A 26895-nucleotide genomic window follows, 5' to 3' on the forward strand; every position below is an offset into this window, starting at 1 on the left:
TCCCGCAGTCATTTTGCTCATGATGCCGTTTTTAATTGCGCTTTTAAAGCCCATCCCCCCGATAGGTTCCCTTTAACGATTAAGGTATATTCACGACAAATGTTTGCCGCATTATCGATGACGCGATATGCTCGTTAGATTACGTTAACAAGGAAGCTCTACCTATGCTGGACGCGGCAACAAGCATTCGTCACCTATTACTGCTCATCGCCAGTAGCCTATTGCTGAGTTGCGCCTCTCAAGCTGATGTACCTCGCAACAACACGCAACCAAATCAAGCTGACGCATCCCCAAGTTACCACTGCGACAGTGCATCACTAAGCAGTATTGAATCCCTTATTTGCCAAACGCCACAACTTGCGATGCTTGATAGACAGCTGGCTGACGTATACAGCCTTGCCACCGCAAAAGCCCACAATGAACATCCTCCGGTGTTAAAGGCTGAGCAGCAGGGCTGGATCAAGGGTCGCAATGATTGCTGGAAAAGTGATGATAAAGCCAACTGTGTCGCACTCAATTACCAATCAAGAATAGTTGAGCTGCAGGCCAGATACCGACTCATGGAGAGTTCAGGCCCCTTCTATTATCGTTGTGACAACCAAGCTACAAATGAAGTGGTGGTGACCTATTTCGACACCGACCCTGCTAGTTTAATTGCCGAGTACGGAGACAGCGTCTCGTTAATGGTCAGTGAACCCAGTGCAAGCGGCGCCAAATACCAAGGGCAAAATGAACAGCTATGGGAACACCATGGCGAAGCCCTTATCACCTGGGGATACCAAGCACCGCAGATGAAATGCATTAAGCTAGACTAAGCCACAGCAGTCAGTTGAAATTAAGGACACCATGAATTCAGCATTACCATTGGTCCTCGCAGGACCCATACTGCGTCACTGCGATCAAGACAACTTCACTTTGTGGATCGTCACCAGCGAACCGTTAAATTCGTTAACACTGATGCTCGCTGAGCGAAAAATTTCACCACTGGAAGGCGCACAACGACAGTGTTTTGCCCTCGGTGAGCGCGCTTTCCAATACCTGATTCATGTTAATGAGCCACAACTCAATAAAGTGGGTGAAGCAATCAGTTACCAACTGATTGATAGCCAACATGGCGCGCTGTTTGATCACGTTGAGCAACTCACTTACACGCCGCAACATCAACCGCATTTTGTGGTAAAAACTGAAATCGACCAGCTGTTGCATGGCTCTTGTCGCAACGCACATCATCACAGCGGTGATGCACTCGTTGCAGCCGATACTTTACTGGCACAAGATACCGCGCCAAGCGCTCGACCGGCACTCTTAATGCTTAGTGGCGATCAGGTTTATGTCGACGATATCGCAGGCCCAATGCTCTACGCCATAGGCAAAACCATTGAACTGCTGGGACTAAGGGATGAACAGTTTCAGCAGACCGCTTTGACTCATAGCAAGCAGATCAGCTACCACCCTGCGGCAATGTATCAGCGTCACAAAAAACTCCTGCCCAGAACTGAGTATCCCGCCGCGACAGGCTTAGTACGCTGGTACATTAATCACCCTATCTTTACCTCGTCAATCGCAGAGAACCACCTAACCAGTTTGGCAGAAATCATCGCGCTCTATCTGCTGAACTGGTCGCCAGAGCTATGGCAACAGATAGACATCCCGAAACAAGTCAATGGTTTATCCAAGGCCAATACACTGCGCTGGCAAAGGGAGTGGACTCATCTACTGGAGTTCAAGGCAGGATTAACCCAAGTCAGGCGGCTAATGGCGCATCTGCCAACCTATATGATTTTTGACGATCACGACATTACCGATGATTGGAACCTCACCGCTAAATGGGAACAAGCTGCCTATGGCCATCCTTTTTCAAAACGTATTATAGGCAATGCACTCATCGGCTACACCCTGTTTCAAGGGCTCGGCAACCAACCGAGTCGCTTTGCTGCAGAGATCACCCCCCAGCTGCAACAGTTCTTAGATAAACCCGATGAAGCCATGCACGACCAACTCATCGACAACTTGTTGGAGTTCAATCATTGGCACTATACACTCGACACGAGTCCCAAATTGGTGGTGTTAGATACGCGCACACAAAGGTGGCGAAGCGAATCAAACCTCGCTAAACCCTCAGGGTTAATGGACTGGGAAGCCTTGATGGAGTTTCAGCAGCAGCTTGTGGGACAAGACAAAGTGATTATCGTCTCTGCCGCGCCAATATTTGGGGTGAAAATGATTGAAGCGGTGCAACGCACCGCCACCTTTTTCGGTGCATCCTTATTGGTCGACGCCGAAAACTGGATGGCGCATCCAGGCACGGCCAATACTCTGTTGAGTATCTTTCAGCACAGAAAAACCCCACAACAATTTGTCATTTTATCGGGCGATGTGCACTACTCATTTGCCTACGACATTGGCATTCGTTTTCGGTCAATGAGCCCCAAAATTTATCAAATCACCTGTAGCGGTATTAAGAACCAGTTTCCTGAAAAACTGCTGCCTATCTTCGATAAATTTAATGGGTGGCTATACGGGCACTTTTCCCCACTTAACTTTTTCACCAAGCGCAAACGTATGTCAATTCGTGGTCGTCGCCCTAATGGTTATCGCAGCCAACGACTCATAAACCGCAGCGGCATAGGTTTAGTGAAATTAGACGCCAACGGCGCACCGAACCAGATCACCGTGTTACACGCCGACATGTCGCAAACCGATTTTAAGCCACCAAGAACTGCTTAACGATTGCGTCAACTAGTTACCAGGTTTGGGTGACGGCATACTGACCGGGGCGGAAATAGGCGCATCATTGGGAGCTGGTAAACGATGATCATTGCTCTCAACTCCACCCGCGCTAGGGGCACGTTGTGCATTAGGCGCTTGTTGTATAGGTTGAGCTTGATTCACCAGCTCAGCATCAGCTTGTACAGAAACTTCAGCCTGGTGCGCACTGGGCTGCTTCAGATGTTTAGCCTCAGTCGTTGGCTGTGAAACCGATGGATCACTGGCCAATGAGGAGACAAGCGGCATAGCCTCTGCATTTTGCTCAAGCGACAGGGTTTCTGTGGTCTCATCCGCTTTATTTGAGGTCATCAACCACGCCGCACCAATGAGTCCGAGTACAACGATTAATCCTACTGCTTTGTTCATCTATCACCTCCTGTAGTCAGTGCTTCAGCATAAGGTTAAGTGCAACAAAACACAACTTTTGAATATTTTATACAACAAATGCTAACTAGAACGATAAGTCTTCAAGTTGAATATCGATATCGCGGTGACTAACGGGGTCGCGAAAAATGATACCTTTAGCAAGCAATTTTAATGGCTTTTCAAAGTTATCATCGGCCTTAGGCAACAGTTGTGGGTACAAGGTGTCATTGAGAATTGGCATAGACAGACTATTCATGTGCACCCGCAGTTGATGAGTCTTACCCGTTACGGGAGAGAGCTCAAATCGTCCGAGTGTGCCTTCAATACCGATAAGACGAATTTCTGAATGAGCATTAGCTATGCCAGGCGCGATCGCCATCATTAAACTAGGCGAGCCTTTAACCAAACGGTTTTTTACCGTCCAGTTAGGCCACTCTGCTGGCGTCGATAACGCTAACTGCTGTTGAAGTTCGGGGGTCAAAGAGGCGACAGCTTGATAAGTTTTAGTGATGTGTCCATCGCGAAAAAGTGCATGATAAGCATCTCTATCACACTGGTTTTTAATCAAGATGACAATGCCTGCCGTAGCACGATCTAGGCGGTGTGCAGGTACTAGATTAGGGTTACCTGTCTTGATCCGCAAGCGATTAACCAAGCATTCATTGACGAAATTACCGCTGGGATGCAGCGCTAAAAAGTGGGGCTTGTACGCGATAATGATCTGCGCATCTTCATATAAAACTTCCTCATCGAACGGTACCTTAGATTCCTGCACCACTTCACGGTAGTAAAACACCTTCTGTTTGCCGACATAGGGAGATTCGGGGGTGATTCGGCTAGCATCCTGCCAATGTACATTTCCCTGGGCCATACGGCTTTTCCATGTAGACAATGGGATTTGAGGAAAGCGAGCAGCCAAAAAGCTCAGCACCGTTTTATGCTGAGTAAGGTTTTCTGGTAACACGATATGAGATGCTTGCGCTGCACGAACCATAGAAGCCTAACCATGAGCGTTGAATTTGGGCGACATGTTAGCAGAGAAGTGCCGTCAAACAGATTATCTTTGACGGCACTTCTCTGCTTGGCGATATTTAATATGGCCTGAGCCCTAGCTCCCTGCGTGGGACTTGATCAGGTCGAGTACAAAGTTCATCGTCTTATGGCAATCGGGTTGATTGACGAGCACTTGTTTATCTCGGTTATACAGCGGCAACACCTCTAACCAACGCTGACTCACCCATGTGGCATCTTCAAGATGCAGATCAGAATAGAGGTCAAACAACGCTGGATTAACTTGGTAAAACTGTTCCAGCGCGGCACTAATCAATTCAAACTCCCCCTCAATGGGTTCATTTTGCCAATTGTTACAGGCTAATGTGCGGGCAATCCAGTTACCATCTCGTCGTTGCGCCGCAGAGAGAATTTTCACTCTTTGTTGCCCCTCTAACACAATGCCAAGGCAGTCATCATCAAGTTGATTAAAATCAATAATTTCACATTGGGTTGCCAGAGGGTAACAGGGAGGTTTTGCATTAGACTTCGACATGCCAAATGCAAGAGGGTAATGACCTTTAAGCACTTGTGCTACTAGGCTTAAGCCTGTTGGGCCCGCGACTCGGATCTCTATTCTGCCGCCAGGCAAAAGCAGGTCATCCTGAGTGATTAACGCCATCTCTTGAGTTAACATAGCAACCTCCTTCTCCGCGGTCACTCGCTTGATACATCTCTCAAAATCGGTTGAATTTTGACCTGGAGCAATAATAGTAAAGTGTAGCAGCTAGCAAAATTACTGCTGTAAACTCAATACTGGATAGGCTACCCGTGCCAATCAAACTGTACTCCGTTATCTTATTAGACCCTGCAATATGGTCTTTTGTTGCGGTGGGCACGCCAGCTAAAACGGTTCTAGATAATGTGCGATCTCTCCTCCTTGCCAAATCGTGTAAAAATCATCGGCTAACGCCTGACTCATGGTTGCCGCTTGCTGCCAGTAGCGAATTCTGTCATCACTGCTTAAACATGAAAAATCCCGTCGATCGGGCAATTTCTCATAAGGTAAAGCCGCCGTGTACTCATCGCTTGGCACCAAAATTAACGCGTTATGATAGTTAGCTTTAGCACGTCGCCAAGACAGTGATTTGTCAAACCAACCAGGTAATATATTGCTATTAAAGTGCGGATAGAGGGTCAAGCCATCTTTGCCTTCTATCGGCAAGTCAAAGTGATAATCGGTAATGCCGCCATCATAGTAATAACCTTTTGGTGCACCAGAAATCTGTTTAACAGGGGCTAATATCCATGGAATAGATCCTGTTGCGAGCAAAACTTGCTTAATATTGTTTGCCTCAAGATCCACATAATGGCTGGGTAGGTCTTGCAATGACGCAAAAGGAGATTGGGTGAGATCACGACCAAAAAGATAGCGTTGAAAATGCAGCCCTAAAGTTTTACGGCTTAACAGGTTACTTATTGCCGTGGTTGCAAGCCCTAACCCTAATGCCACACGGCTAGGCACACGGCTTAAATGCCTTGCTCTGCACGCAATAAAGTGACTATTAATGATTGGATTACCCAGAATGTCTCGCCCTGCATTATCCCCCAATATCTCATCAATAATCCCCTTAACTTGGTCGGAAACTTGACGAGGCGTAGGCTTAACATCATACCGCTGCTGAATATAGGCGTGCTCAAGCCGATCATAAGCGCTGAGCGGGTTATTTTGTGCTAAACAAGCTAAACGCCACGCCCCTGATGAGGCACCTAGAGTATGCAGTGGCGCCTCTCTATCTTTAAAAAACTCACTAAATAGCAGGCGATCTAAGGCTGCAAGCCCTATCCACTTTGGGCCACCCGATGCCGCCAACAATTGAGAAAACTGTGCAGGATGCAGGCCTTGCTCGCGGATCTGTTTAAAGGCAGTTGGACCCGCAAGAAAACGAACTCTTGGCTTCAAATTAGACACCCAAGACTCCTCCCCTATTTTGTAACAAAAATAGCATATTAAAGGAGTTTTACTTGGGTTGTCATTGATAAATGTTCTAATATATCCCTGTGGCAGGACGTCACAGGGAGAACAACATTGGACACGTTACACCAGAACATCTGCATAAAGCCTTATAAAAGCTTAGGGCGTTTTATTATTGCCCTAACAATAGTGTTAGTCGGCGCTAACTTATTTATTGACCAGCGAGAAAGCCTCGCTGAATACCTGCTGTTTGCAGGATATTGCCTTGCTATGATTTACTGGGCTGTGGCGATTAATACTCAAAAAATCGTTTTCTCGGCGACGTCAGTTAACTTTATCAAGATGTCTGTTGAGAGTGACTTTGCTCTGCCTGGCGACCTGCAGTTAAGTTTTGATGAAATCAACGCTGTGCGTCTACTCGGTGATCATCTGTTTATCTATGGTACGAGAGGAAAAGTCAGCTTCCCACTAAAACCTCAATCCAAAACCGCCATTGCACTCAAATCGGCCTTTGAAGCTCATGGCATTCCCTTTGAAATAAACTCTAGCCTCGTCATGCATAAACCTTAGTGCAACAACAATGATTTAAAGCTTTGCGGTTAGCCGCTATATTGTAGGAGAGGTTTATGCAGCGGAGTGATTGCAATTAACACAACAAGTCTCCTACTTATTGCGGCATTATTAGTTAGTGGCTGCCAGCCGAATAAAGATGCTGACTTTGTTTGGCATGATTACACCAAACGGCTTGAGTCAGTATTAGAGGTTCCGTTCGAGCCGGCCGACTTTACCCCATTAACCTTGCCCAAAGCCGTTCATCAAACGCCCACACGTTTAAACATCTCAATCCTGCAAAGCTTTAAGCTCAACCATTGTAAGCTTGGTGCACTAATCGCCGACCACAATAGCTCTCTTGGCAAGGTTGCGCCGCCGAGCCAGCGACTTATTTATCATATACGCTTTATCCAACTAGCGCCCGAATGCATAGAGGCACTCGACGATAGCGCGCTCATCAACGCCCTAACAATTGGGCTAGCTCAAAAACAACAGCAGGCACTAGACGTATTTACACAGATGCTCACGCGCGATAAAAGCATCAATAAGCGGCTATTTATCGGTTATGACTCACTCACGCTAGATAAGATGCAGCATGGCAGGCTTGAATTTGAGAGTGCGTTAAGTCGTCTCAATGGCATAAAGCAGCAGATCATCAGCCAAGATTGGCAGCAAATAGCGATACAAGACTTAGAGCAGACTTTAGCGATTTTTCATCATCAGCCTCTGCTCAATCAATATCTGCGCTCACTGTCACTGAGTGTGTTTGAGCTGAGGGAGCTCAATGATTATCTATTTCAACATCAAGCACGAGTCCTTTGCCGTCCGAGCCACGTCAATCAGCAACAAGCTATTTTGCAGAATGTGTTTCACAAATACTATCTGGCGCAGACCCAGGCTTATCTATCCCAATTAAATCAACTGCATTACCGTTTAAGTGAGCCAATGCAGCAACTTTTTGAGGATACTATTTATCAAGACTACGTTAATGCTCACTTTGCTGATAACGACGATGCCTTGCCCACACACCTCAAGCGGCAGATGAAACGCCATGTAAAATGGTGGAAAGCCTTCAGAACCCGCTGCAACATACCGCAGCCTCAACGCCCAACAAAATAGTGCCCACGCACGCAGAAATGATAAACTAGTATATCACTCACTTTTACCTCATCTTGCCATGATCATAGATACTCTCAATAACATAGGGCAGTACAGCCACCTTGGTCCACGCATCGCCAAAGCGCTTAAACACTTAGTCGATACCGACTTTAGCCAACTCGACGTAGGCAGTTACGAACTCGAAGGGAAAGATTTGTTTGTTATCGTCAATGACTATGACACCAAGCCAAGAGAAGTTGAACCTTTTGAGGTGCACCGCCGCTATATCGACGTGCAATATGTGGTCCGTGGCGAAGAGGAGTTTGGTTATCTGCCTCTGGCAGATCAGACGCCATCAAAACCCTATTTTGACAAACATGACTATGCAGAATATGACTATGAGTCGAATAAAGCAGAAGCGGCATTTATTCCTTTAAAAGCAGGGATGTTTGCGCTGTTTTTCCCTCAAGATATGCATATGCCGGGCACTTCAGCCACACCTAAAGCGGTCAGAAAAGTGGTAATTAAAGTAAAAATTTAACACCTAAAAACACCTTTTCTAACCCAATGACCTATTAGTTAAAGCCTCCGTAGATGGGAGGCTTTTTAATATAAAAACCAGAAAATCACCTCCATATTTAGCAATATTATCTTCGCTTAACACTCCCACAATAATACTCATACTCCCAACGGCTCCCACCAGCACCAAAGATAGAAACGTGATCTTGATCAATACGCACAACCTGCTAATATAGCCACATCGAATTAGATATGCCATTTTGTTATATGGATGTTTTTCTAATAATAAAAATATATTTTGCGAGTATCCCATGAGCCAAACTACCAGTCTTAGCCAAATTTATCTCGACGCCAACGCCACTACCCCTGTTCTGCCACAAGCCGCAAAAGCTGCCATGAGCGCAATGGAAGAGCTATTTGGTAACCCGTCGAGTAGTCATATCACTGGCCTAAAAGCTAAAAATCTCATGGAACAAACCAGGAATAATGCCAAGCAGTTACTCGGCGCCAATCAAGGAAAAATCATCTTTACTAGTGGCGCGACAGAAGGGATACAAACGGCTATTTTATCGGCGCTAGTTAACGCCAAAGCCTCACTAAACCCCAACAAAACCTACACGCTTCTGTATGGTGCGACAGAACATAAAGCCGTGCCGAACTCTTTAGCGCACTGGAACCAGCTATTGGGTATCAATGCCGAGCTTAAAGCGATTCCTGTGGACGGCAGCGGTAACTTAAATCATGACTTTATCGCTCAAGAAGCGGCGAATGCCTTAATGATTTGCACCATGGCAGTGAATAACGAAACTGGCGTTTACCAAGATTTAGCGGCATTAGACCGCCTCATTCGTCAGCATAATCCAGATCTTTTTTGGATGGTAGATTGCGTCCAAGCACTCGGGAAGCGAGCTTTAAATCTGGCAGAAACCAGCATAGATTACGCACCGTTTAGTGGCCATAAGCTCTACGCCCCCAAAGGTATAGGCTTTATGTACATCCGCGAAAGCGCGCCTTTTACCCCATTCATTGCAGGCGGTGGTCAGGAGGGGGGGCTACGTTCTGGTACCGAAAACCTGCCAGGTATGGCGGCGTTAAACGTGGTGTTTGAGATGCTACTCAACCAAGATGATAGTGCTTTCTTCCCTGTATCAACCTTGCTTGACTACCGAGTGCAGCTCGCGCAGGCGCTGCAGCGCGCATTTCCAACCATTGTATTTAACCACAGCTTTAGCAATAGCGTTCCCACCACACTCAACTTCGCCGTGCCGGGTTTTAGTAGCAAAGAGATCATGGATCTATTCGATGCGGCTAATATTCGTGTCAGCTCAGGCTCAGCCTGTAGCTCAAAGGTCACAGGTAGCTTTGTTCTCGATGCCATGGGATTGCCCACGTGGCAAAGCGAATCCGCCATTCGCCTCTCATTTGGCCCCGCCATGACGCAAGCAGAAGTCGATCAAGCCTGCGAGCGAATTCAATCGGCCGCCAATGCCCTTGGCAATAGTTGTTTGTCATTAAACGTCGATGCTGGTGCACAAAATAAAACTCCACTGAATGGTTTAGTACAGCTCAAGTCAGGCTCAAGTTGCACTTGGATTTATGCCGATCATAAGAGCCAGCAAGCGCTGATCATCGACCCTCTGCCAGAACTCGAGCAGCGCATTGATACCCTGTTGCAGTGTCAGCAATTAACACCTATCGCCTTTATCGACACTCATGGTCACGCCGATCATGTGTCGGGCCGCGTTGCATTAGCCGAGCGCTATTTACCGCAGCAGGCAACTGATTACCTGGGTTGGCCAGCGGTGCATGCATTAACCGATATTGGCAGTCGCCCTGTGCAAGCGGTTAAGGTGGGCGAGCTGACACTGATAAAGGTAGCCACACCAGGCCACACCAAAGACAGTATCAGCCTATTACTGGTTAACCCACAAGGCACAGTATTGTATGCCTTCTGCGGTGACATGATATTAATGGGCAGCCTAGGCAGAACCAACTTTGATTCCAGCTGTGCCAAACAGATGTATCACAGCCTAAAACTACTGCACGGCTTGATTGGCGATCACACCTTATTGTGCCCAAGCCACGACTACAATAATGAATTTACCACCAGTTTTGGCGCTGAGTTTACTCGTAATGCACTGCTTAATGAGACCATCAATGGCGTAATGCCAATCGGCCTATTTGAACAGCAAAAAGCACAACTCGATACCCATCTCAATGATGAGATGGGCACAGAGATCATCTGCGGTGCCTACACTGGCAGTTGCGATAAAGCCGTGATCAAAGAGTACGATGCCATTAGTCTTAAGCAACAGTTTCAGCAAACGCAGACCATCAAACTACTGGATATTCGTGAGCCCCATGAATACGCCTTGCAACATGAACTCGGTGAATTGAGCGAACACAGCATTAATATCCCAATGACACGACTGGTGCAGTTTATTCAACAACACCAGCATGACAAGCAAGATGAGTGGGTATTAGTTTGTCGCAGCGGCAGTCGCTCTATGGTGGCGGCTCAAGCCATGCACCGCCTAGGTTTTAGTAACATCGCTCACCTTAAGGGTGGCTATGCATTGAGTCGTTAATCTGTCGTTTCAAAAAAAGGGCGCGGATTGTCATCAATCCTGCGCCCTCATTTTCCACCGGACTAACGGGATAGCTCCCGCTCGCTTGGCTCAAATTCAGCAAATTTAAGCTATGACTCTTCAGGCAATCCAATATGCATATGACCCGCCTTATAGTCTATGGTTAGCACAAAATGCTTCAGTACGTCATAGCCCACAAGCCCTTTAATATTTTTCCCTTTAATACGTGAGAGTCCGTTGCGATTCTGCCCTGAGATCGATTCGTTCTGTCCCTCTCCAGGAACTGTCACTTGAACATTTTCAAGGGTAAAAGGACCAAATTTCACCTCAGGTAAACGAAAGTTCTCCACCGTCGCATTATTATTCACGCCGGCGCTTACTCCCGACTTTGACCCATAAAGCTCAAGCCAGTTTTTATCTGTCGCTAAAAGACGCTTTAAAAACAGCCCGCCACTGTTGCCAGTGTCCAACACTAACCAAGCATTTTTCTCGCCATTCAACCCAACTTGTACAATAGGTTGTCCAGAGCCTCTATCCATCTGCATCGGAATATTTTCAAGCTTAGCTAAATCTACGCTGCCTTTTTCAAATAGTCTCATACGGCTATTTGGGTAATCGATCTGAAAGATAAATTTTTCCAACAGGCCAGCGCCGAGTAGCAACTGTACCTCGTGATGACCAATACGCAGTCCAGCTAGCTGATCTAATTCAATCTCGGCACCAAAAAGGTTGGCCGATACATTATTAAAAAGCTGGCGCGTCTCTGTACCGTAAACCCCAGTTACATTGACCTTGCCGCCCTTATCAAACTCAAATCCATGACGGTTGATAAAGCTTAAGTTAATCGCGTTCATCTGTGCGCCACTATCTAAAATAGCGCGTCCCTCGATACCATTAATGGTCACGGGCAGATTGATATGGCCATTAATGACTTCAAAATCAACCCAGTTGGTGACAGCAAACGTATTAAAAGAGGCGATAAAGCAGACAACACAAAGCAGTCGTCGACATATAGTGGCGTACATCAATCATCCTTAATTTAGTATATTTCCCTGAGATTTGAAGCATGAGCATTGTTCAGCTCATGTTCCACATTAGGGCTATTTTTCTGATTTCTTTAACAGTAACAGCACTTGGGTAAGCAGTATGGCTTACCTAAGTTATGCTGACTTATAGAGCAGTTAATCTATTCAGTAACCCACTAGCTGTCAATGCAATAAGCCATAAAAGCCATCACTCGGTTTGACTCAATAAGTGCATACACTGCTCGGGCTTCGCCTTCATCACTTTAGGTTTAGGCCTTGGTTTTACCTGGGCAGATCTCTGCTTAGCATTGTTGGCTGCCGTCATCTGCAGCGCCCACCAGCCCAGCTCATCGCAACCAGTCCCTAAAGGCGGGGCCTGTTGATTTTGACATAAGGGATCATCGGTAGGACACGTTAAGCGCACGTGCATATGTAATGAATGCCCCCACCAAGGACGAACTTTATTGAGCCAACTGGGGTCAGGCCAGGTCATAGTACACAACTGCTGTTTAATCGCCGGGTTAACAAAGATACGTGCCACTTCAGGTGAAAGCGCCGCTAAACGGATCATCTCGGCATGTTGAGTTTTCCAGTGCTGGTTGACGCTAAAGCTTTGCTTATCGACCAGATTTAACGCTTGTGGGTTTTCTCTTGCTTGCTCACTAAGCTGTTGCTCAGCTTGGCGAAACCAGATATCAGCATCCAGACCAATTTGATGGCTCGAATGACCGAACTCAAAGTTCCCCCCACGCGCCATCGAGATATCACCAATCAATAGGTCATTCATACCCATCAAGTGCGTCTGTTTTGCCAAGGACTCAATAAAACTCACCAATTGTGGGTGTCCATAAAAGCGATTACGAGTAGTACGGATAACCTGAAAACCCTCACCTTTTAATGGCAAAGCTTGCGCGCCAGATAAACAACCATTGGCGTATGAACCTATTGCTGCCACCTGCCCCCCAGAGGGGCTATCAAACTGACTCCACTTTATCTCAGCCGCACTCAGGTTAGCCATGGCAAACAACGAGCCAAGCAATAGGGAATGAAACCAACGGGCATTAAATAGGGGTAATAATGAGGGCATAAACATCTAGCCAGAAGCAGGGTGTAAATTGAGTTTAGCAAGGATAACAATGAAGTAAAATTAACTAGGGGCTGACTCTTGTTCTTGCAAAAAAGCGCGGCGTCTTGCCGCGCGTACTAAATCATAGACTCTAGCCTAGCCGTCTCACCCGACAGGTTAGCGTTTAGGTGAAATAGATCAAGCCAATATTGTGTCTATGGAGCGTAACCAAAGAGGTGTAGCTATTGATTAACATAGATAGCCTAGCCAGAACAAACTGAAAGTCTGGCATCCTCTGACCATCCTTGGCCAACATAAAACAGTCCACATTAAACGGCTCGGTTAACTCAACCGCTATGTGGTTTAATCCAAAGCTTCTAGCTCCTTATCGCCCTTTAACGTGCTGCTTTGATACAGCCAACGATACAGAGTCGGCAGTACCAGCAATGTCAGTGCTGTTGAACTAAATAGGCCACCGATGATCACCACAGCGAGCGGCTTTTGAATCTCACTGCCCACACCACTAGATAACAGAATAGGGATCAGGCCTAAAGCGGAAGTGAGTGCCGTCATCAATACTGGTCGCAGACGCCCAACGGTGCCTTCATACACACAGGTATAAAGTGGCTCACCAGCGGCGCGGCGCTGATTGATAGAATCCACCAATACCACACCATTGAGCACTGCCACACCAAACAGGGTGATAAAGCCTATCGAGCTGGGCACCGACAGGTATGTGCCGCTGAGATAGAGCGCAACAATACCGCCGATTAGCGCCAATGGCACATTGGCCATGATAAGCCCCACTTGCTTAATGGAGCCAAATGAGAAGTAGAGCAGCAAGGCGATCAGCGCTATTGAAATGGGCACAACAAGCATCAGCTTTTGCTGCGCACGCTGCTGGTTCTCATACTGGCCCCCCACCACCACGGTATAACCGGGTGGAAGCTCTGCTTGCGGTACGATGGCATAGATATCATTAACAACCGAGCCCATATCCCGGCCTGCGACGTTGGCCTGTACCACGACACGACGCTGTACATCGTCACGACGAATATTCGGCGGGGCCATCTCAATCACCACATCGGCCACTTCTGCCAAACGTACCGTCGCACCGTTAACGCCATTAAGCAGCAAATCCCCTAACGCATCGGGTGCACTGCGATATTCAGGTGCTAAACGCACATTGATATCGTATCTGGCATTGCCATCGATCACTTGTCCGGCGCTGACACCACCAACGCCCTGACTCACGAGACTCATCACCTCATCGACACTGATACCATAACGTGCCAGCAGTTCACGCTTAGGCCGCACGACTAATTGCGCTTCACCCGACACTTGTTCCAGCGACACATCGACGGCACCAGGGACTTGACTAACAAGGTCGGTCAGCACTTGCCCCTTTTCAGATAACACCTCCAGATCGGGGCCAAATATCTTAATAGCAAGTTGGGCCTTCACCCCAGAGAGCAGCTCATCCACCCGCGTAGCAATGGGCTGTGAGAAGGTCAGCAATAGTCCGGGGAATACACTTAATTTTTGCTCCATCAGACGTTGCAGCTCAAAACGATTGCTAGCCGATTGCCACTCTTCAATGGGTTTTAGGCCAATATAGATCTCAATGTTGCTCACAGGTTCCGGGTCGCCACCTAGCTCTGGTGCCCCTATGCGGCTCAAGGCATATTCCACCTCAGGGAATTCCAGCAGCATCTGCTCCAACTTAGGGGCAATAGCAAGTGAGGTACCCAAGCTGGCAGTGGGTGCCAATGTGACGCGCAGATTAATGGTGCCCTCCTCTAGCTCAGGCACAAACTCAGTGCCCAGCCGTGGCAATAACACCATGCTCATGGCAAACATCAGCAGCGCCGTTATCACCACAACCTTTGGATGCGCCATAGTGATGGCGAGCAGCTTGCGATAACCCGACTCGATAGGTTTGAGTAAGGCACTTTGCCTAAGCGTTACACCACGTTTAAATGCATACACGGCCAATGCAGGCACGGCAATTAATGCCACCAGCAGAGCCGAGAGCATAGCTAAGATGATACTAACGGCCATCGGCTGAAACAGCTTGCCCTCAACCCCTTCTAGGGCAAACAGCGGCGCAAAGACCACAATGATAATGGCGGTGGCAAAAAAGATAGGACTGCATACCTCTTTAGCCGCCAGCATCACCCGCATCGCAATACCACCACGTCCACCTTGGCCAAGGCCGTCTAAGTCAGCATGGTGCGGATCGCGCTCGCCAGCAGAACGAGCCTGAGCCTCAACAAGATGACGTCTATCTGGCTGGGTAAGATGCTTAAAGATATTCTCCACCATCACCACCGAGCCATCGACCAGCATCCCAATGGCCACGGCCAAACCGCCCAATGACATTAAGTTAGCCGACATGCCGAAATAGGCCATCACCATCAAGGCAAGACCTATCGACACGGGAATTGATAGCAACACCAGCATGGTGGCGCGGATATTGACCAGAAACAGCGCGAGGATCACCACAATAAACACAAAGGCCATTAACAGTGCATCTCGCACCGTTTTCACCGCTTGATTGACCAAGTCGGCTTGATCGTAAAACACCTCAAACGACACTCCCTCTGGCAGTGCTTGCTCAATCAGCGTGGTTCTCTGGGCAATATCATCAATGGTGGCTTTCGTGTTGGCCCCCATACGTTTAAGCACCACCCCCGCAACGACTTCACCCAAATTGTCGACCCTACCCGCCTCACCTCGACGCGTCATGGTCACAGCACCTACGCGGATCTCACTGCCATAATTTACTTTGGCAATATCGCTCACGCGCACGGGTGTACCTGCCACTTCGGTTAGCGGAATTAGCCCAATCGCTTTAAGGCCGGCATCGCCTGCAGGCAATAAACCATAACCCCGCACCACCAACTGCTCTTGGCCTTGGTCCATAAACCAACCACCCGCGTTGCGGTTATTACTCTCTAACGCATCTGTCACCTGCGCCATAGACAGTCCGTAACTGCGCAGCTTGTTAGGCTCTATCTGCACTTGGTACTGACGCACTTCACCGCCAAAAGAGAGCACATCAGTCACGCCGCCAACGGGCATCATGATCAGCTTGACCAAGTAATCATTTAGACTTCTTAGCTCTGATGCATCGACACCTGACTCTGGGCTTGCACGTAAAATGTACTGATAGATCTGTCCTAATCCTGACGTATTGGGGCCAATTTCTGGCACCCCGACGCCATCAGGGATCATCTCTCTGGCCGCTTGCAACTGTTCAAACACCTGCTGACGCGCAAAGTAGATATCGGTGCCTTCGGCAAACACCACAGTAACTATCGACAAACCGGTACGCGACAGCGAGCGCACTTCAGTCACAGCAGGCAGTGCATACATGGCCGACTCGACGGGATAACTAATCAGTTTCTCCACCTCTTCGGCGGCTAAGCCTTCAGCGGCAGTATTGACCGTTACTTGCACATTGGTTACATCAGGAAAGGCGTCTAGATTAAGCTTTGGCAGCATAACCACGCTGGCGACAACGGCACACAGTAGCGCCAAGACCACCAAGAGACGGTTGCGGATCGCAGCATCTATTAATTTCTGTAGCATAGGAGCAACCTCTTAGTGATTATGAATGTCGAAACCCGCTTTAGCTTGCTCAGAGGCTAAGAAAAACGCCCCAGAGATCACTACCTTGGCATTTGGCGCTAAGCCCCTGACCAAATTCATACCTCGCTGGCGTTCAACCACTTCAACCTCTACCGCTTCGAAACCTTCGGCATCTTCGACAAATACCTGCCAATCACCATCGCCGCCACGGGTCAGCGCGGCATCGGGTAACACTGCCCCGCCCTTGGCATTGTCTGAGAGATAAATCTCAGCAAATTGCCCTGCATGCAATACATGCCCTGGGTTTTCAAACGCCACTAAGATCTGCTCGGTGCGGGTTACGCTATTGAGCTCATGAGAGCGGCCAATGATTTTGGCTTCAATACTGTGCTGCCCCACTCTCACTAGGGCTTTGCTGCCCACATTGACCTTCTCGGCCTGAGTCGGTGTCACCTGCGCCTCAACCCAAAGATGTGACTCATCGGTGAGTTGCATCAAGGCGGTACCGCCGGCAAAAACCTGACCTAGCATGGCTACATCTTGCTGAACTCGACCCGCGATAGGCGCTAACAGTTGATAGCTACCTATGGTTTCAGGCGTCGATGCAAGCGCGTTAATCTGCGCTGGAGTCATTTTCATCGCCTCTAGTGTGGCGCGTTTTAACTCTGCATCCACTTGCGCCTGCAAACGGCGACTGGCACTGACTGCACTGGTACTCATACGTTTAACTCGACTCCACTCGGCAGCGGCATTGATGTAATCTGCCTGCGCTTGTGCGACAGCCGCGCCGCCTAAAGTCAATATGGCTTGCCCTTGAGCGACCTCTTGTCCCGGCACCACATGACGCTTAAGGACACGTACCTCTAACTGCGGAGCCAAGGTGACTGTTCTATCTCTGTCGACCACCAGCGTCGCCGTTGCCACGGCCTCGAGACTAAAGCTCTGCTCTGCCAACTTAACCACCTCAATACCAGCGAGATCACGCTGGGCTGCGCTCAAGGTTAACCCATCACTGTGCTCGGCTTGCGTCTTTTCATGACCATGAGCATCTGGTGCCTCAAGATGCTCCTCAGTCTCATTGGCATGCTCATGCCCCACTTCACCTGTGGCGTGGGGCTGCGCTGCCTCAGTAGGTCCATGCTCATGGCCTTCTGCTGCTAAGGTCACTCCCGATACGCCAATGGCTGCCGTTATCGAAATCAGTAAGCCAAAACCCATGGCTCGCACCAATGGATTGAGCGTAAAAAATATACGGTTTGATGTTTGATTTTTCATTGTGTTATTCACCTAATCTGATTGATGCTAGCTGCATTGATACTATTGCCATTGGTACTGGTCACATTGGCACGGACACTTTGGTCATTAGCCTGTTGCGCTAATTGCTGCAGAAAGTAGTTTTCTAGCTGACCACTTTGCCCCATCCAATCGAGCCAGCTTTGATATAACGCTGACTCTAATGACATGCCAGCTAGGTAACTGCTTGCCAGTTGACGCTTGCTTTGCAAATAGTTACTAGTGCTGATATCGCCAGCTTGCCATTGCTGGCCCAACGCATCAGCCACGCCAGCACCTGAAGTTAGCACCAACTCACGCCACTCTTGGTAACGTTGCTGTAGTCTGGGTAGGCTTAGGTAAAACAGTTTTTGTTGCTCAGTGATAACGCGTTCGCTAGCAAGGTAGCGCTGCTCAGCAATGGCGATGTCATTACTGGCCATTGCCAACGTTTCACTATAATTGTTGCGGATCTGAATAGGGATAGATAAACCAACACCCAACTTATTCTCTTCGCCTTCACGCTCCGCACTCAGGCTAATGGTGGGGTTGGCTGAGGTATCTGCTTTTACCTGCTTTGCAGCCAATTTGGCCATCATCACCTGCTGATAAGCGCTCTTTAAAGCTGGCAACTCGGGCGAAACCTCGGCCGCCACCTCGACATTTAGCACTTCAATAAAATCATTAAACGGCAGCGTAGTGGTGCCAAATAACATCAATACTTTAGCATCGGCGTTGATGGCAGCTTGCTCGACTAATGCATATTCGGCGGCGCGACTGGCAAGATCAAGTTGAATGAGTTGCAGCTCCGCTTGCGAAATCGCCCCCGATGCCAACTGCTGTTTAGCTATCTCAAATTGTTGTTTGGCCACATCGAGCTGTTGTTGTTGAAACTCTAGTATTTTATTTTGCTGCGCTTGCTCGACCAATGCCATCACAACATCGGCCAACATCTGACTTCGCATCAAGGTCGTCTGCGACAGTAACACCTCAGCCTCGAGCTGTGCCTTTCGCATTGCCACGCCGCGCTTATCACCCCAATCTATGGTTTGACTTATATCCAAGCTGTAGGTGTCTTCCGTGGCATTTTGGTAGTTGATCCCCAATTCGGGATTATAAATCGCTTTATCTGCGGCTTGGATCAGCAACTGAGCCTGGCTTGCCTTAGCTTGCAGGGCTTTAACTTCTGGAAGCTGGTTAAATTGGCGGATCAATGGCTGTAACCATAGCGCAAACGCTTCGCTGTTAGCGCTTTGCTGCGCTAACGACGAATAGGCCATTGAATTATCTATGGTGCTTGGTATTGAAATCGATTGAGCATAAACGCTAGCGCTACAAAAATAGCCCAGCATCAGTGTGGCGATAATAGATCTTTTCATCGCTTTTCCTAATATCTAGCATCAGCTCCACACCCGACTAACACATCACATCTAATCTGGTTAGATAGCCTTGTGTTGTCGTAGCGTAGCGCTGATAAAAATAGTAATGACCCACAGCAACAGACACCCGTTGGCGTCGGTTCAAAGTGTTTACTATGGGTATGATATTTTTAAACTAGATTAAGCGATCGGGGGGCGATAACTTGGTTGTTGCTCTGGTGGGTAGTAATGACGGCCTAGATTAGAGGGCTCATCACCTACAGGGATTGAAGGCATTAGGGTTACCAGTGACACCAAGGTCACATGGCCACCATGGCATTGACAATCTAGACACAGGTCGAAGGTCTTGGTTTCGGTTTTACTGACTTGATGAGCGTGCTGCTTTTCATGCTCAGCATCTGGTTTGTCAAATTCACACTGGCAATCAACACATTGAGCGAAACTGACCACCTCAGCGGTAAATTGCAGGTGGGGATGACTCTCACTCTCCTTTTCATGACTACCCAAGTGCAACTGATGCGCGCCAAGGTTGGCTCCTGCAAACTGCAGTGCCACAACGGCGATCATCATCAATGCGATCTTTTGGATAAACTGACGAAGGAGTAGACTCAAAGTAACCTTTAATAAAAAGAAGATGCTAGCAATCAGACTGGCAGTGTAATGATTAGTTCAACCCTGGCAACACTTACTCATTGAAATATGTGCAAAGTATTGTCAGGGTCACAAATAATCGCGACTAGCGGGGTTATTTGAATACGCAGTGCTTAGTGTAATCAGCCGCTTCGTTAGCACTCCAATCACCTTTTGGCTTATCTTCCATCTGCTTACACCATTTTTCACTGCCGACTTCTGGCGCACAACCAGATAGCGAGGTAACCAATGCTAGCGCCAATGCAATAGCACTAAATTTTACTACTGATGAGGTAACCGATGACATATTTTTCCCTTAAATGTATGGATAAGTTACCCACTAGTTGCTGTAGGTAACGAGAACTATCGAGTTAATGGACAACTCAGCTTTGCGGTGATCCACTCTATGGCCTGAGGCTTATCCTCCAAAGCATACCATGCGACCTCCCCTTGCATAAAGGGGCCCATCAGGCGGACAGCATTACCAAACCAATCAGGTCCGCCAACCAGCACCAAGGCGTCGAAGCTGGGTAACTGAATCTCTCCGACCCCAGAGAGCGACTGGCTCTCCCAGCCCTCCAGCAGCACATCGGCCTCAATATAGATACAGGTTTTACCCGATTGATTTTGATACTCTTCAATGATGGGCGCGATCTGCTGACAGTAATCTTTTGTCGATAGACGACCACTGGCAAATAAACTGATCACCCCATTGGTGATATCAGCGATTTGGCATAACATAACCAGACTCCGCAGCAATACAATTGTTAGCTAGACATTTTGCATCATTTTATCTGCGCAAAGATACAGGTCTATATCAAATAAACGCTATTAAAGAGGCAAGATGATAAAAATCAGTAATCGCATAACCTTACAAGACAACGAACTGGAATGGCAATTTATCCGTTCCAGTGGCGCCGGCGGCCAGCATCTCAACAAGGTCTCTACTGCCGCACAACTGATCTTCGACATTAACGCATCTTCATTGCCCGATATCTATAAAGAGCGCTTAATTGCCAAAGCCGATCACCGCATTACCAAAAGCGGTAAAATCATCATCAAATGCCAAGCGAGTCGCAGTCAAGACGCTAACCGCCAAACTGCGCTAGAACAATTTATCCTATTAGTCGCCAGTGTCGGCCATACTGCTAAAAAACGGGTAGCCACCAAACCAACGAAAGGCAGCCAAAGACGTCGTATTGACGCCAAGAAACAGCGTGGCGCCACCAAAGCCCTTAGGCAAGATAAATCTAGCTACTAGCCATACGTCTCTCACCACTAACAACACACATCAAATTGCTCATTAATGACTTTAAAATTTCAGTTGTGCCGACAAAATGACGCTAATTTATGCTAACTTGCAGCTATCTATCAAATTTTAGGGTGCGCTATCGATTGGCACCTCACAATGAAAAGGTATGTTGAATGAGCAATCAGGCAAAAATATTATTAGTCAATGGCCCCAACCTTAATCTATTAGGCCGCCGCGAGCCGGGCCATTATGGACACCATACCTTGACCCAAATTGTGGCGAATTTAACCCAAACGGCTCAATCGGAAAACGTCGCGCTGGAACACATTCAATCTAATGCCGAACATGAGCTGATTAACGCCATTCACGAAACCGATGCCGATTTTATTATTATCAATCCAGCCGCCTTCACCCATACCAGTGTGGCACTGAGAGATGCCCTGCTTGGGGTTGCGATCCCTTTTATTGAAGTCCACTTATCCAATGTGCATGCCCGAGAAGCCTTTAGACACCACTCCTATTTCTCAGACAAAGCGGTTGGCGTGATTTGTGGCTTAGGGGAGCAGGGTTATCAATATGCACTAACCTCGGCAATCTCACGCATTAACGCGATGAAATCAGCATAGGGCCTATCATATTATGGATATTCGTAAAGTTAAAAAGCTGATTGAACTGGTACAGGCTTCTGATATCTCGGAGCTAGAGATTAAGGATGGGGAAGAGTCGATTCGCATTTGCCGCAATCTCAATATCGACACCAGTAACAAAACTTCTGTTGTTCCCCCTGTGACCAATCAAACAGAGACGGCGGTGGCCACTCAACAGGCCGATTATGACGAAGATGATCTGCTCATTTCACCTATGGTCGGCACCTTTTACCTGGCACCATCACCAGAATCGACTCCTTTGGTCAAAGTCGGCCAACGAGTAGAAATCGGTGACACTGTGTGCATCATTGAGGCGATGAAGATGATGAATCAAATTCAAGCCAAACACTCAGGCACCATCAAAGCCATCTTATGTCACAGCGGTGACGCCGTTGAGTTTGACCAACCACTGATGGTCATTGAGTAGCACAGTTATGACAAGCAATCGACCCATTAGCAAAGTGCTTATTGCCAACCGCGGCGAGATTGCTATTAGGGTCATTCGTGCGTGTCGCCAACTTGGCATTGCGACGGTTAGTGTGCACTCCAGCGTCGACAGAGACTCACTCCATGTGTCGATGGCCGACGAAAGCATCTGTATTGGCCCAGCGCAGGCCAGTGAGAGCTACCTTAATGTCCAAGCGATTTTAGCAGCTGGCGTTCTGACCCATGCCGATGCCATTCATCCTGGCTATGGTTTTTTATCTGAAAACGCCGACTTTGCCGAACAAGTCGTTGCCAGCGGCTTTGTATTTGTCGGCCCCAGCAGCGATGTTATCCGCTTAATGGGTGACAAGGTGAGCGCAATCAACGCCATGAAGTTAGCTGGCGTGCCAACCGTCCCAGGTTCTCAAGGGCTATTAAATGATGATGATCAAAGTAATTTAGTCCAAGCACAACAGATTGGCTACCCTGTGATAATAAAAGCCACCGCAGGCGGTGGCGGCAAAGGGATGCGGATAGTCCACCAAAGCGAACAACTGATAGCCGCGATAGCACTCACCAAGAGTGAAGCCAACGCCGCATTTGGCAATGGTGGTGTTTATTTAGAAAAATACCTCGAAAATCCTCGCCATATAGAGGTACAAGTGATGACTGATAGCCAAGGCAACACCCTCTGCCTTGGCGAACGAGACTGCTCGATGCAGCGTAGCCAACAAAAAGTGATTGAGGAAACCCCTGCCCCTGGTATCAAGGCTGAGCAGCGTCATCATCTTAGCCAACAATGCCAAGCAGCATGCAAAGCCATTGGCTATGAAGGCGCGGGAACATTTGAGTTTCTCTATCAGGATGGGCAGTTTTTCTTTATGGAAATGAACACCCGCATTCAGGTCGAACACACCATCACAGAAATGGTTACTGGGCTAGATATTGTGGCGTATCAGATAATGATTGCCGCGGGCAACCCCTTGGCGACCGCTCAAGTCTCAACTCATGGCCATGCGATTGAGTGCCGCATCAATGCCGAAGACCCAAACAGCTTTGTACCCAGTCCGGGCACAATCAGCGAGTTTCGAGCACCTGGCGGACTCGGGGTTCGTTGGGATTCTCATCTTTATCAAGGATATGCTGTTCCCCCCTATTACGATGCCATGATAGGCAAGCTGATCACTTGGGGAGAAGATAGAGAAATGGCCATCGCCCGTATGCAAGCCGCCTTAGCTGAACTGCAAATAACGGGCATAAAAACCAATATTCCTTTGCTGCAGCAGCTACTGCACGATGACGGTTTTCTCCAGGGTGAGCAATCTATCCACTATTTAGAGCACTGGTTAACATAGACATCTCAGCAAGCCCCTAGCTCTATGACAACATACCCTCTTCATCAACTCTGCTGCTTATCCAACGCTTCGTCGAAATACTTATGGATATCGATCGCATCTATTTGGCTTGGATCTAAGAATCTGTTCGCGTATTCAAGATAAACTCCGCTGCTTAAAAACAACCTAAACACCTCTATGTCTACGTGTTGATCCAGCGCCATCTTATGCAAAATATCAATGGCAACACTGATCGGTTTGGCCTTTTTATAGGGTCTATCCGCTGCAGTTAACGCCTCAAAAATATCTGCCAGCACCAAGATCCGCTCAGGGATTGAGAGCTGCTCTGCAGTCAATTTACGCGGATAGCCAGTGCCTTTAAGCGTTTCATGGTGCGTTGAAGCATAACGCGGCACACGGGCAAGCTCAGGAGGAAACGGTAAGTTCTCTAACATCTTGATAGTACTGGTGATATGCTCATTAATTTTAAATCTATCTTCGGCGGTTAAGGTGCCGCGAGCGATAGCAAGGTTATGTAATTCACCTTGGTTGTAAAGATACTCAGGGATCTCCATCTTGATACCAAACTTCTCATCAAAATGCACCGGAAAATCACGTTTAATAATGTGCTGAGGTTTATTACTCAATAGCGTCTCGGTCACCGGAAGTGTTTGCTCTTCCTCAGGATAATTAAGCTCTTCGATTGGCGAGAGACCTAGCTTGTCATTAAAATGTCTCACCCAAGGCGTTTTAGCCAGTTGGTGAAGCCTATCCACATGGTCTTGATCCATAAACTCACCACCCACGTTTGCGTTGGCAATAAACTCAAAATCCTCAGTCAGCTGAATAAAGGTTGCATCCAGCTCAGTCTTTAAGGTCTCTTGCTTATCAGGGCTGGCGATACATTGGGTATAATAGCTAATCTGTGCATCACGCCAGAGCACTTCAAAACGCATTCTTACCTCATGAATCCGATTATAGATAACCTCCAATTTACTGCCTTTATCGACAATATGCTCCGGAGTGGTGATTTTGCCGCAATCATGTAGCCAAGCTGCAATTCTAAACTCGCGATGCTCATCTTCATTCTTAAAGCCAAACGCTTTAAATGCAGGTAATCCGGACTCTGAGGCCGACTTAGCTAACATCAATCCAAGTTCTGGCACACGATTACAGTGGCCTGCAGTATAGGGGGATTTATCATCAATCGCTTGCGCAATCAGTTTAATAAAGGCTTCCATCAGTGCCTTTTGATTATGTTCATGCACTTTGATGGAATCGGACATGTCGACCAAAGAGTAGGCAAGATCATCAATCTCCTTAATAAAGGATTCAATCTTTACCACATCATCATATTGACGATTCTTTATCTTTTTGTTTTCAAACGCTAATAAATTAATGGGTTTAATAATCGGTGAGGCAAACAGCCACGACAAGGGCAACACCAACAGGAGACAGATACCTGTGACCAGAATCGATTTCTTTACTTTATCGTGCGTCGAAGCAAGCAACACATTGGTGGGTACCACAATGGCGAAATATTCAGTTTCGTCGGCAGCATGCCCTAACGGGGTAACGTAAACAAAGCTGTCTACACCATCAATCGAGTAGACACCTAAGCGCTTTTGCAAGCTTGGGTTGGCCGCAATATCGATTAACTCTTTATAGGGTACAGTGCCTTCAACGGTTTTAGGCGCCGCTTTTTGCCCCTCAGAAAACCATTTTTGGCGCAACGCGGTTATCTGCTCAGAGCTAATATTGTTAAGTGCCAAATTGATTATCTCAACCAAGTCTGCATGCTTGGGCTGCATTACGATACTTAAGCCTGCATCCACTCTAACAGGGGAATAATCGATAGTTTCATGAAACTGTAGATTGTCGAGAAAATACTGCTGGGCGGTATAATGCAATACAATACTGTTATCGATTGCAGCAAACACCTCCCCGCGCGCTACCGCCTGTAAAATCTCTAAGGTCGATTGGTACTCTATCACCTGAATAGCGGGAAAATACTGCTCGATAATCGCCACTATCGACCACCCCATAGGAATGGCAACCCGCCTATTTTCAAGTTGCGTAATAGCGGTGATCGGAGCATTGCCGCTCAGTGTCACTACAGAGAAAGGCAAGCTCAAATAGGGCTGACTAAACGCACCTAAACTGGCATTGTCCTCACTATTCATTAACGAATGCAGAATATCGATTTCACCCTCTTTGAACTTGTCGATAAACTCAGCCCAGGTAAACCCGTTATTATAATTGATGGTTAACCCTGTCATCTGCGCCACAATATTGAGCAAGTCGATACTATACCCTTGCGGCATGCCAGCAATGGCAAAGTCAATCGGTGGCCAGTCGGTCTCATTCGACGCAACTAATGGCAAGGTATTGGCAACCAGTACCTGCTGGGCTTGGGTAAGTTGCAAGGGGTTGGATGGCGGAATAACCACCTCAGTGGATTGCTCAATATTAGAAGCAATGAGATCGCCACTTGCTTCAAAGATAAATACCTCTTTGGTTTTATCTCCAGCAATGTTTCTCCCCAGTCCATTCAAATAGTCAGACAGGCTAGATAAGGCAATATCTACGGCTAATACCGCATCATCATGAACGATTCGGGTTGCGTAGGTCACTCCAGGCGATTGTAAATTTTGAAACAGATAGGGCTCTGTCTTATGAACTTGATCAACAACAGCATTGGCATACCAAGGACGTAAGCTGGCATTATACTCTGTTGGCTCGCTATGGGTCGCCCTTAGGTTAAATTGGCTATCATAATAGTGCTTTTTACGCTGCCTAGTATCAGCTTCATCAGTAATCTCAATAATTACCCAACGGTCTAAATGAGATGCACCCAGTTGCTTACGCACAATGGGGTGGGCATTTAGGTTAACCAATTCAAACAGATCACCATTATCTAAGCCGATGTAGATAGCGTAGATAAAAGGAGTAGCGTGCATGACTTCGGCAAACATGTTGAGCGACTCAGGCGTCAACCCGTTACTGTCATAAAGGCCTCTGTAATGCGCCAATAGACTGGTGGTATTAATCGCTTGGTTATCAACTTGGGTCAGATAGGAGCCAGTGCTATTGGCACTGTGGTCATAGAGTTTAAGTGCAGCCTCAGTAGCTAGGCGCTGGCTAAAATAAAACTGCAAGCCGATGGCAATAATGGCAGTAAACAGGGTGGCAATAATAAAAATGCTCACAACGGTAAACCGTATGGTTAGTCGTCTGTATTTTCCTTTTTTCCCTGCACCCATCAGCTATTCCTTTATGACTGTAATGTGATCGCCACTAAATAGTATAACAAGTCGGTTACAAGTCAATTTAAAACAGAATTATAAAAACAGGAAAATCAATAACTAAAATAGCAGTTGATAGCACATTTAATTTCAATAACTAAGATGCAG

23 protein-coding genes are annotated in these 26895 nt (G+C 47.5%); 10 read left to right on the forward strand and 13 right to left on the reverse strand.

Translation table 11 applies throughout. The features are described from left to right. The first annotated feature begins 164 nt into the window (after nt 1–164). Together BEL05_RS13745 and BEL05_RS13750 are read left to right on the forward strand one after the other, a co-directional pair. Nucleotides 165–815: an MliC family protein gene (locus BEL05_RS13745; RefSeq protein WP_069671489.1), complete on the forward strand. Its 651-nt coding sequence runs from the start codon at nt 165–167 to the stop codon at nt 813–815. A gap of 31 nt (nt 816–846) precedes the next feature. Then, complete coding sequence (locus tag BEL05_RS13750; RefSeq protein ID WP_069671490.1) at nt 847–2727, forward strand: alkaline phosphatase D family protein; 1881 nt, start codon at nt 847–849, stop codon at nt 2725–2727. A 12-nt stretch (nt 2728–2739) separates the two neighbouring features. On the opposite strand, the gene BEL05_RS13755 is transcribed toward BEL05_RS13750, so the two are convergent. The 4 genes from BEL05_RS13755 to BEL05_RS13770 form a co-directional block, all read right to left on the reverse strand. Next, entirely contained in the window at nt 2740–3135 is a 396-nt protein-coding gene (locus BEL05_RS13755) for a hypothetical protein (protein ID WP_069671491.1), read from the reverse strand. A gap of 85 nt (nt 3136–3220) precedes the next feature. Then, nucleotides 3221–4129 (reverse strand): pseudouridine synthase, encoded by a 909-nt coding sequence (locus BEL05_RS13760; protein WP_028762590.1) that lies wholly within the window; start codon nt 4127–4129, stop codon nt 3221–3223. 114 nt (nt 4130–4243) lie between these two features. Next, nucleotides 4244–4822: an LON peptidase substrate-binding domain-containing protein gene (locus tag BEL05_RS13765; protein ID WP_028762589.1), complete on the reverse strand. Its 579-nt coding sequence runs from the start codon at nt 4820–4822 to the stop codon at nt 4244–4246. Nucleotides 4823–5029: 207 nt separating this feature from the next. Beyond that, complete coding sequence (locus BEL05_RS13770) at nt 5030–6097, reverse strand: patatin-like phospholipase family protein (protein ID WP_245686998.1); 1068 nt, start codon at nt 6095–6097, stop codon at nt 5030–5032. A gap of 117 nt (nt 6098–6214) precedes the next feature. Between BEL05_RS13770 and BEL05_RS13775 the strand changes: the two genes are divergently transcribed. From BEL05_RS13775 to BEL05_RS13795, 4 genes are all read left to right on the forward strand, one after another. Beyond that, nucleotides 6215–6670, forward strand: a complete 456-nt coding sequence (locus BEL05_RS13775; RefSeq protein ID WP_069671492.1) for a hypothetical protein — start codon at nt 6215–6217, stop codon at nt 6668–6670. Nucleotides 6671–6736: 66 nt separating this feature from the next. After that, the gene (locus BEL05_RS13780; RefSeq protein ID WP_069671493.1) at nt 6737–7771 is read left to right on the forward strand and encodes a DUF3080 family protein; all 1035 of its coding nucleotides are present in this window, start codon (nt 6737–6739) and stop codon (nt 7769–7771) included. Between the two features lie 58 nt (nt 7772–7829). Continuing rightward, nucleotides 7830–8291 carry a NanQ anomerase/TabA/YiaL family protein gene (locus BEL05_RS13785; RefSeq protein WP_028762580.1) on the forward strand — a complete coding sequence of 154 codons (462 nt, stop codon included), beginning with the start codon at nt 7830–7832 and terminating at the stop codon, nt 8289–8291. Between the two features lie 289 nt (nt 8292–8580). After that, the gene (locus BEL05_RS13795) at nt 8581–10857 is read left to right on the forward strand and encodes an aminotransferase class V-fold PLP-dependent enzyme (protein ID WP_069671495.1); all 2277 of its coding nucleotides are present in this window, start codon (nt 8581–8583) and stop codon (nt 10855–10857) included. Between the two features lie 110 nt (nt 10858–10967). Here BEL05_RS13795 and BEL05_RS13800 read toward each other — a convergent pair whose 3' ends face one another. From BEL05_RS13800 to BEL05_RS13835, 8 genes are all read right to left on the reverse strand, one after another. Beyond that, the gene (locus BEL05_RS13800) at nt 10968–11882 is read right to left on the reverse strand and encodes an aspartyl protease family protein (protein WP_069671496.1); all 915 of its coding nucleotides are present in this window, start codon (nt 11880–11882) and stop codon (nt 10968–10970) included. A gap of 208 nt (nt 11883–12090) precedes the next feature. Then, a complete protein-coding gene (mepA, locus tag BEL05_RS13805) occupies nt 12091–12969 on the reverse strand; it encodes a penicillin-insensitive murein endopeptidase (RefSeq protein ID WP_069671497.1) in 879 nt (292 codons plus the stop codon). Between the two features lie 342 nt (nt 12970–13311). Next, nucleotides 13312–16542, reverse strand: a complete 3231-nt coding sequence (locus BEL05_RS13810) for an efflux RND transporter permease subunit (protein ID WP_069671498.1) — start codon at nt 16540–16542, stop codon at nt 13312–13314. Between the two features lie 12 nt (nt 16543–16554). Continuing rightward, nucleotides 16555–17817: an efflux RND transporter periplasmic adaptor subunit gene (locus BEL05_RS13815; protein WP_069671499.1), complete on the reverse strand. Its 1263-nt coding sequence runs from the start codon at nt 17815–17817 to the stop codon at nt 16555–16557. Nucleotides 17818–17825: 8 nt separating this feature from the next. Continuing rightward, complete coding sequence (locus BEL05_RS13820; protein ID WP_069671500.1) at nt 17826–19193, reverse strand: TolC family protein; 1368 nt, start codon at nt 19191–19193, stop codon at nt 17826–17828. 180 nt (nt 19194–19373) lie between these two features. Continuing rightward, on the reverse strand, nt 19374–19760 hold the full coding sequence (locus tag BEL05_RS13825) for a hypothetical protein (protein WP_069671587.1): 387 nt from the start codon (nt 19758–19760) through the stop codon (nt 19374–19376). Between the two features lie 178 nt (nt 19761–19938). Then, nucleotides 19939–20130 (reverse strand): DUF3012 domain-containing protein, encoded by a 192-nt coding sequence (locus BEL05_RS13830; RefSeq protein WP_069671501.1) that lies wholly within the window; start codon nt 20128–20130, stop codon nt 19939–19941. A gap of 56 nt (nt 20131–20186) precedes the next feature. After that, on the reverse strand, nt 20187–20564 hold the full coding sequence (locus BEL05_RS13835) for a SpoIIAA family protein (RefSeq protein WP_028762572.1): 378 nt from the start codon (nt 20562–20564) through the stop codon (nt 20187–20189). Nucleotides 20565–20667: 103 nt separating this feature from the next. Here BEL05_RS13835 and arfB point away from each other — a divergent pair, with 103 nt between their 5' ends. From arfB to accC, 4 genes are all read left to right on the forward strand, one after another. Further along, nucleotides 20668–21084: an alternative ribosome rescue aminoacyl-tRNA hydrolase ArfB gene (arfB, locus tag BEL05_RS13840; protein ID WP_028762571.1), complete on the forward strand. Its 417-nt coding sequence runs from the start codon at nt 20668–20670 to the stop codon at nt 21082–21084. A gap of 164 nt (nt 21085–21248) precedes the next feature. Continuing rightward, nucleotides 21249–21701 (forward strand): type II 3-dehydroquinate dehydratase, encoded by a 453-nt coding sequence (gene aroQ / locus BEL05_RS13845; protein WP_028762570.1) that lies wholly within the window; start codon nt 21249–21251, stop codon nt 21699–21701. A 13-nt stretch (nt 21702–21714) separates the two neighbouring features. Further along, nucleotides 21715–22149, forward strand: coding sequence for an acetyl-CoA carboxylase biotin carboxyl carrier protein (gene accB, locus BEL05_RS13850; RefSeq protein ID WP_028762569.1), 435 nt, complete (start codon nt 21715–21717; stop codon nt 22147–22149). A gap of 7 nt (nt 22150–22156) precedes the next feature. Further along, complete coding sequence (gene accC, locus BEL05_RS13855; protein WP_069671502.1) at nt 22157–23503, forward strand: acetyl-CoA carboxylase biotin carboxylase subunit; 1347 nt, start codon at nt 22157–22159, stop codon at nt 23501–23503. Between the two features lie 44 nt (nt 23504–23547). Here the strand turns inward: accC and BEL05_RS13860 are convergent, their stop codons facing one another. Beyond that, nucleotides 23548–26745: an HD domain-containing phosphohydrolase gene (locus tag BEL05_RS13860; protein WP_069671503.1), complete on the reverse strand. Its 3198-nt coding sequence runs from the start codon at nt 26743–26745 to the stop codon at nt 23548–23550. Between the last annotated feature and the right edge of the window lie 150 nt (nt 26746–26895).

It is taken from the genome of Shewanella colwelliana, from assembly GCF_001735525.1.
GTDB lineage: Bacteria > Pseudomonadota > Gammaproteobacteria > Enterobacterales > Shewanellaceae > Shewanella > Shewanella colwelliana.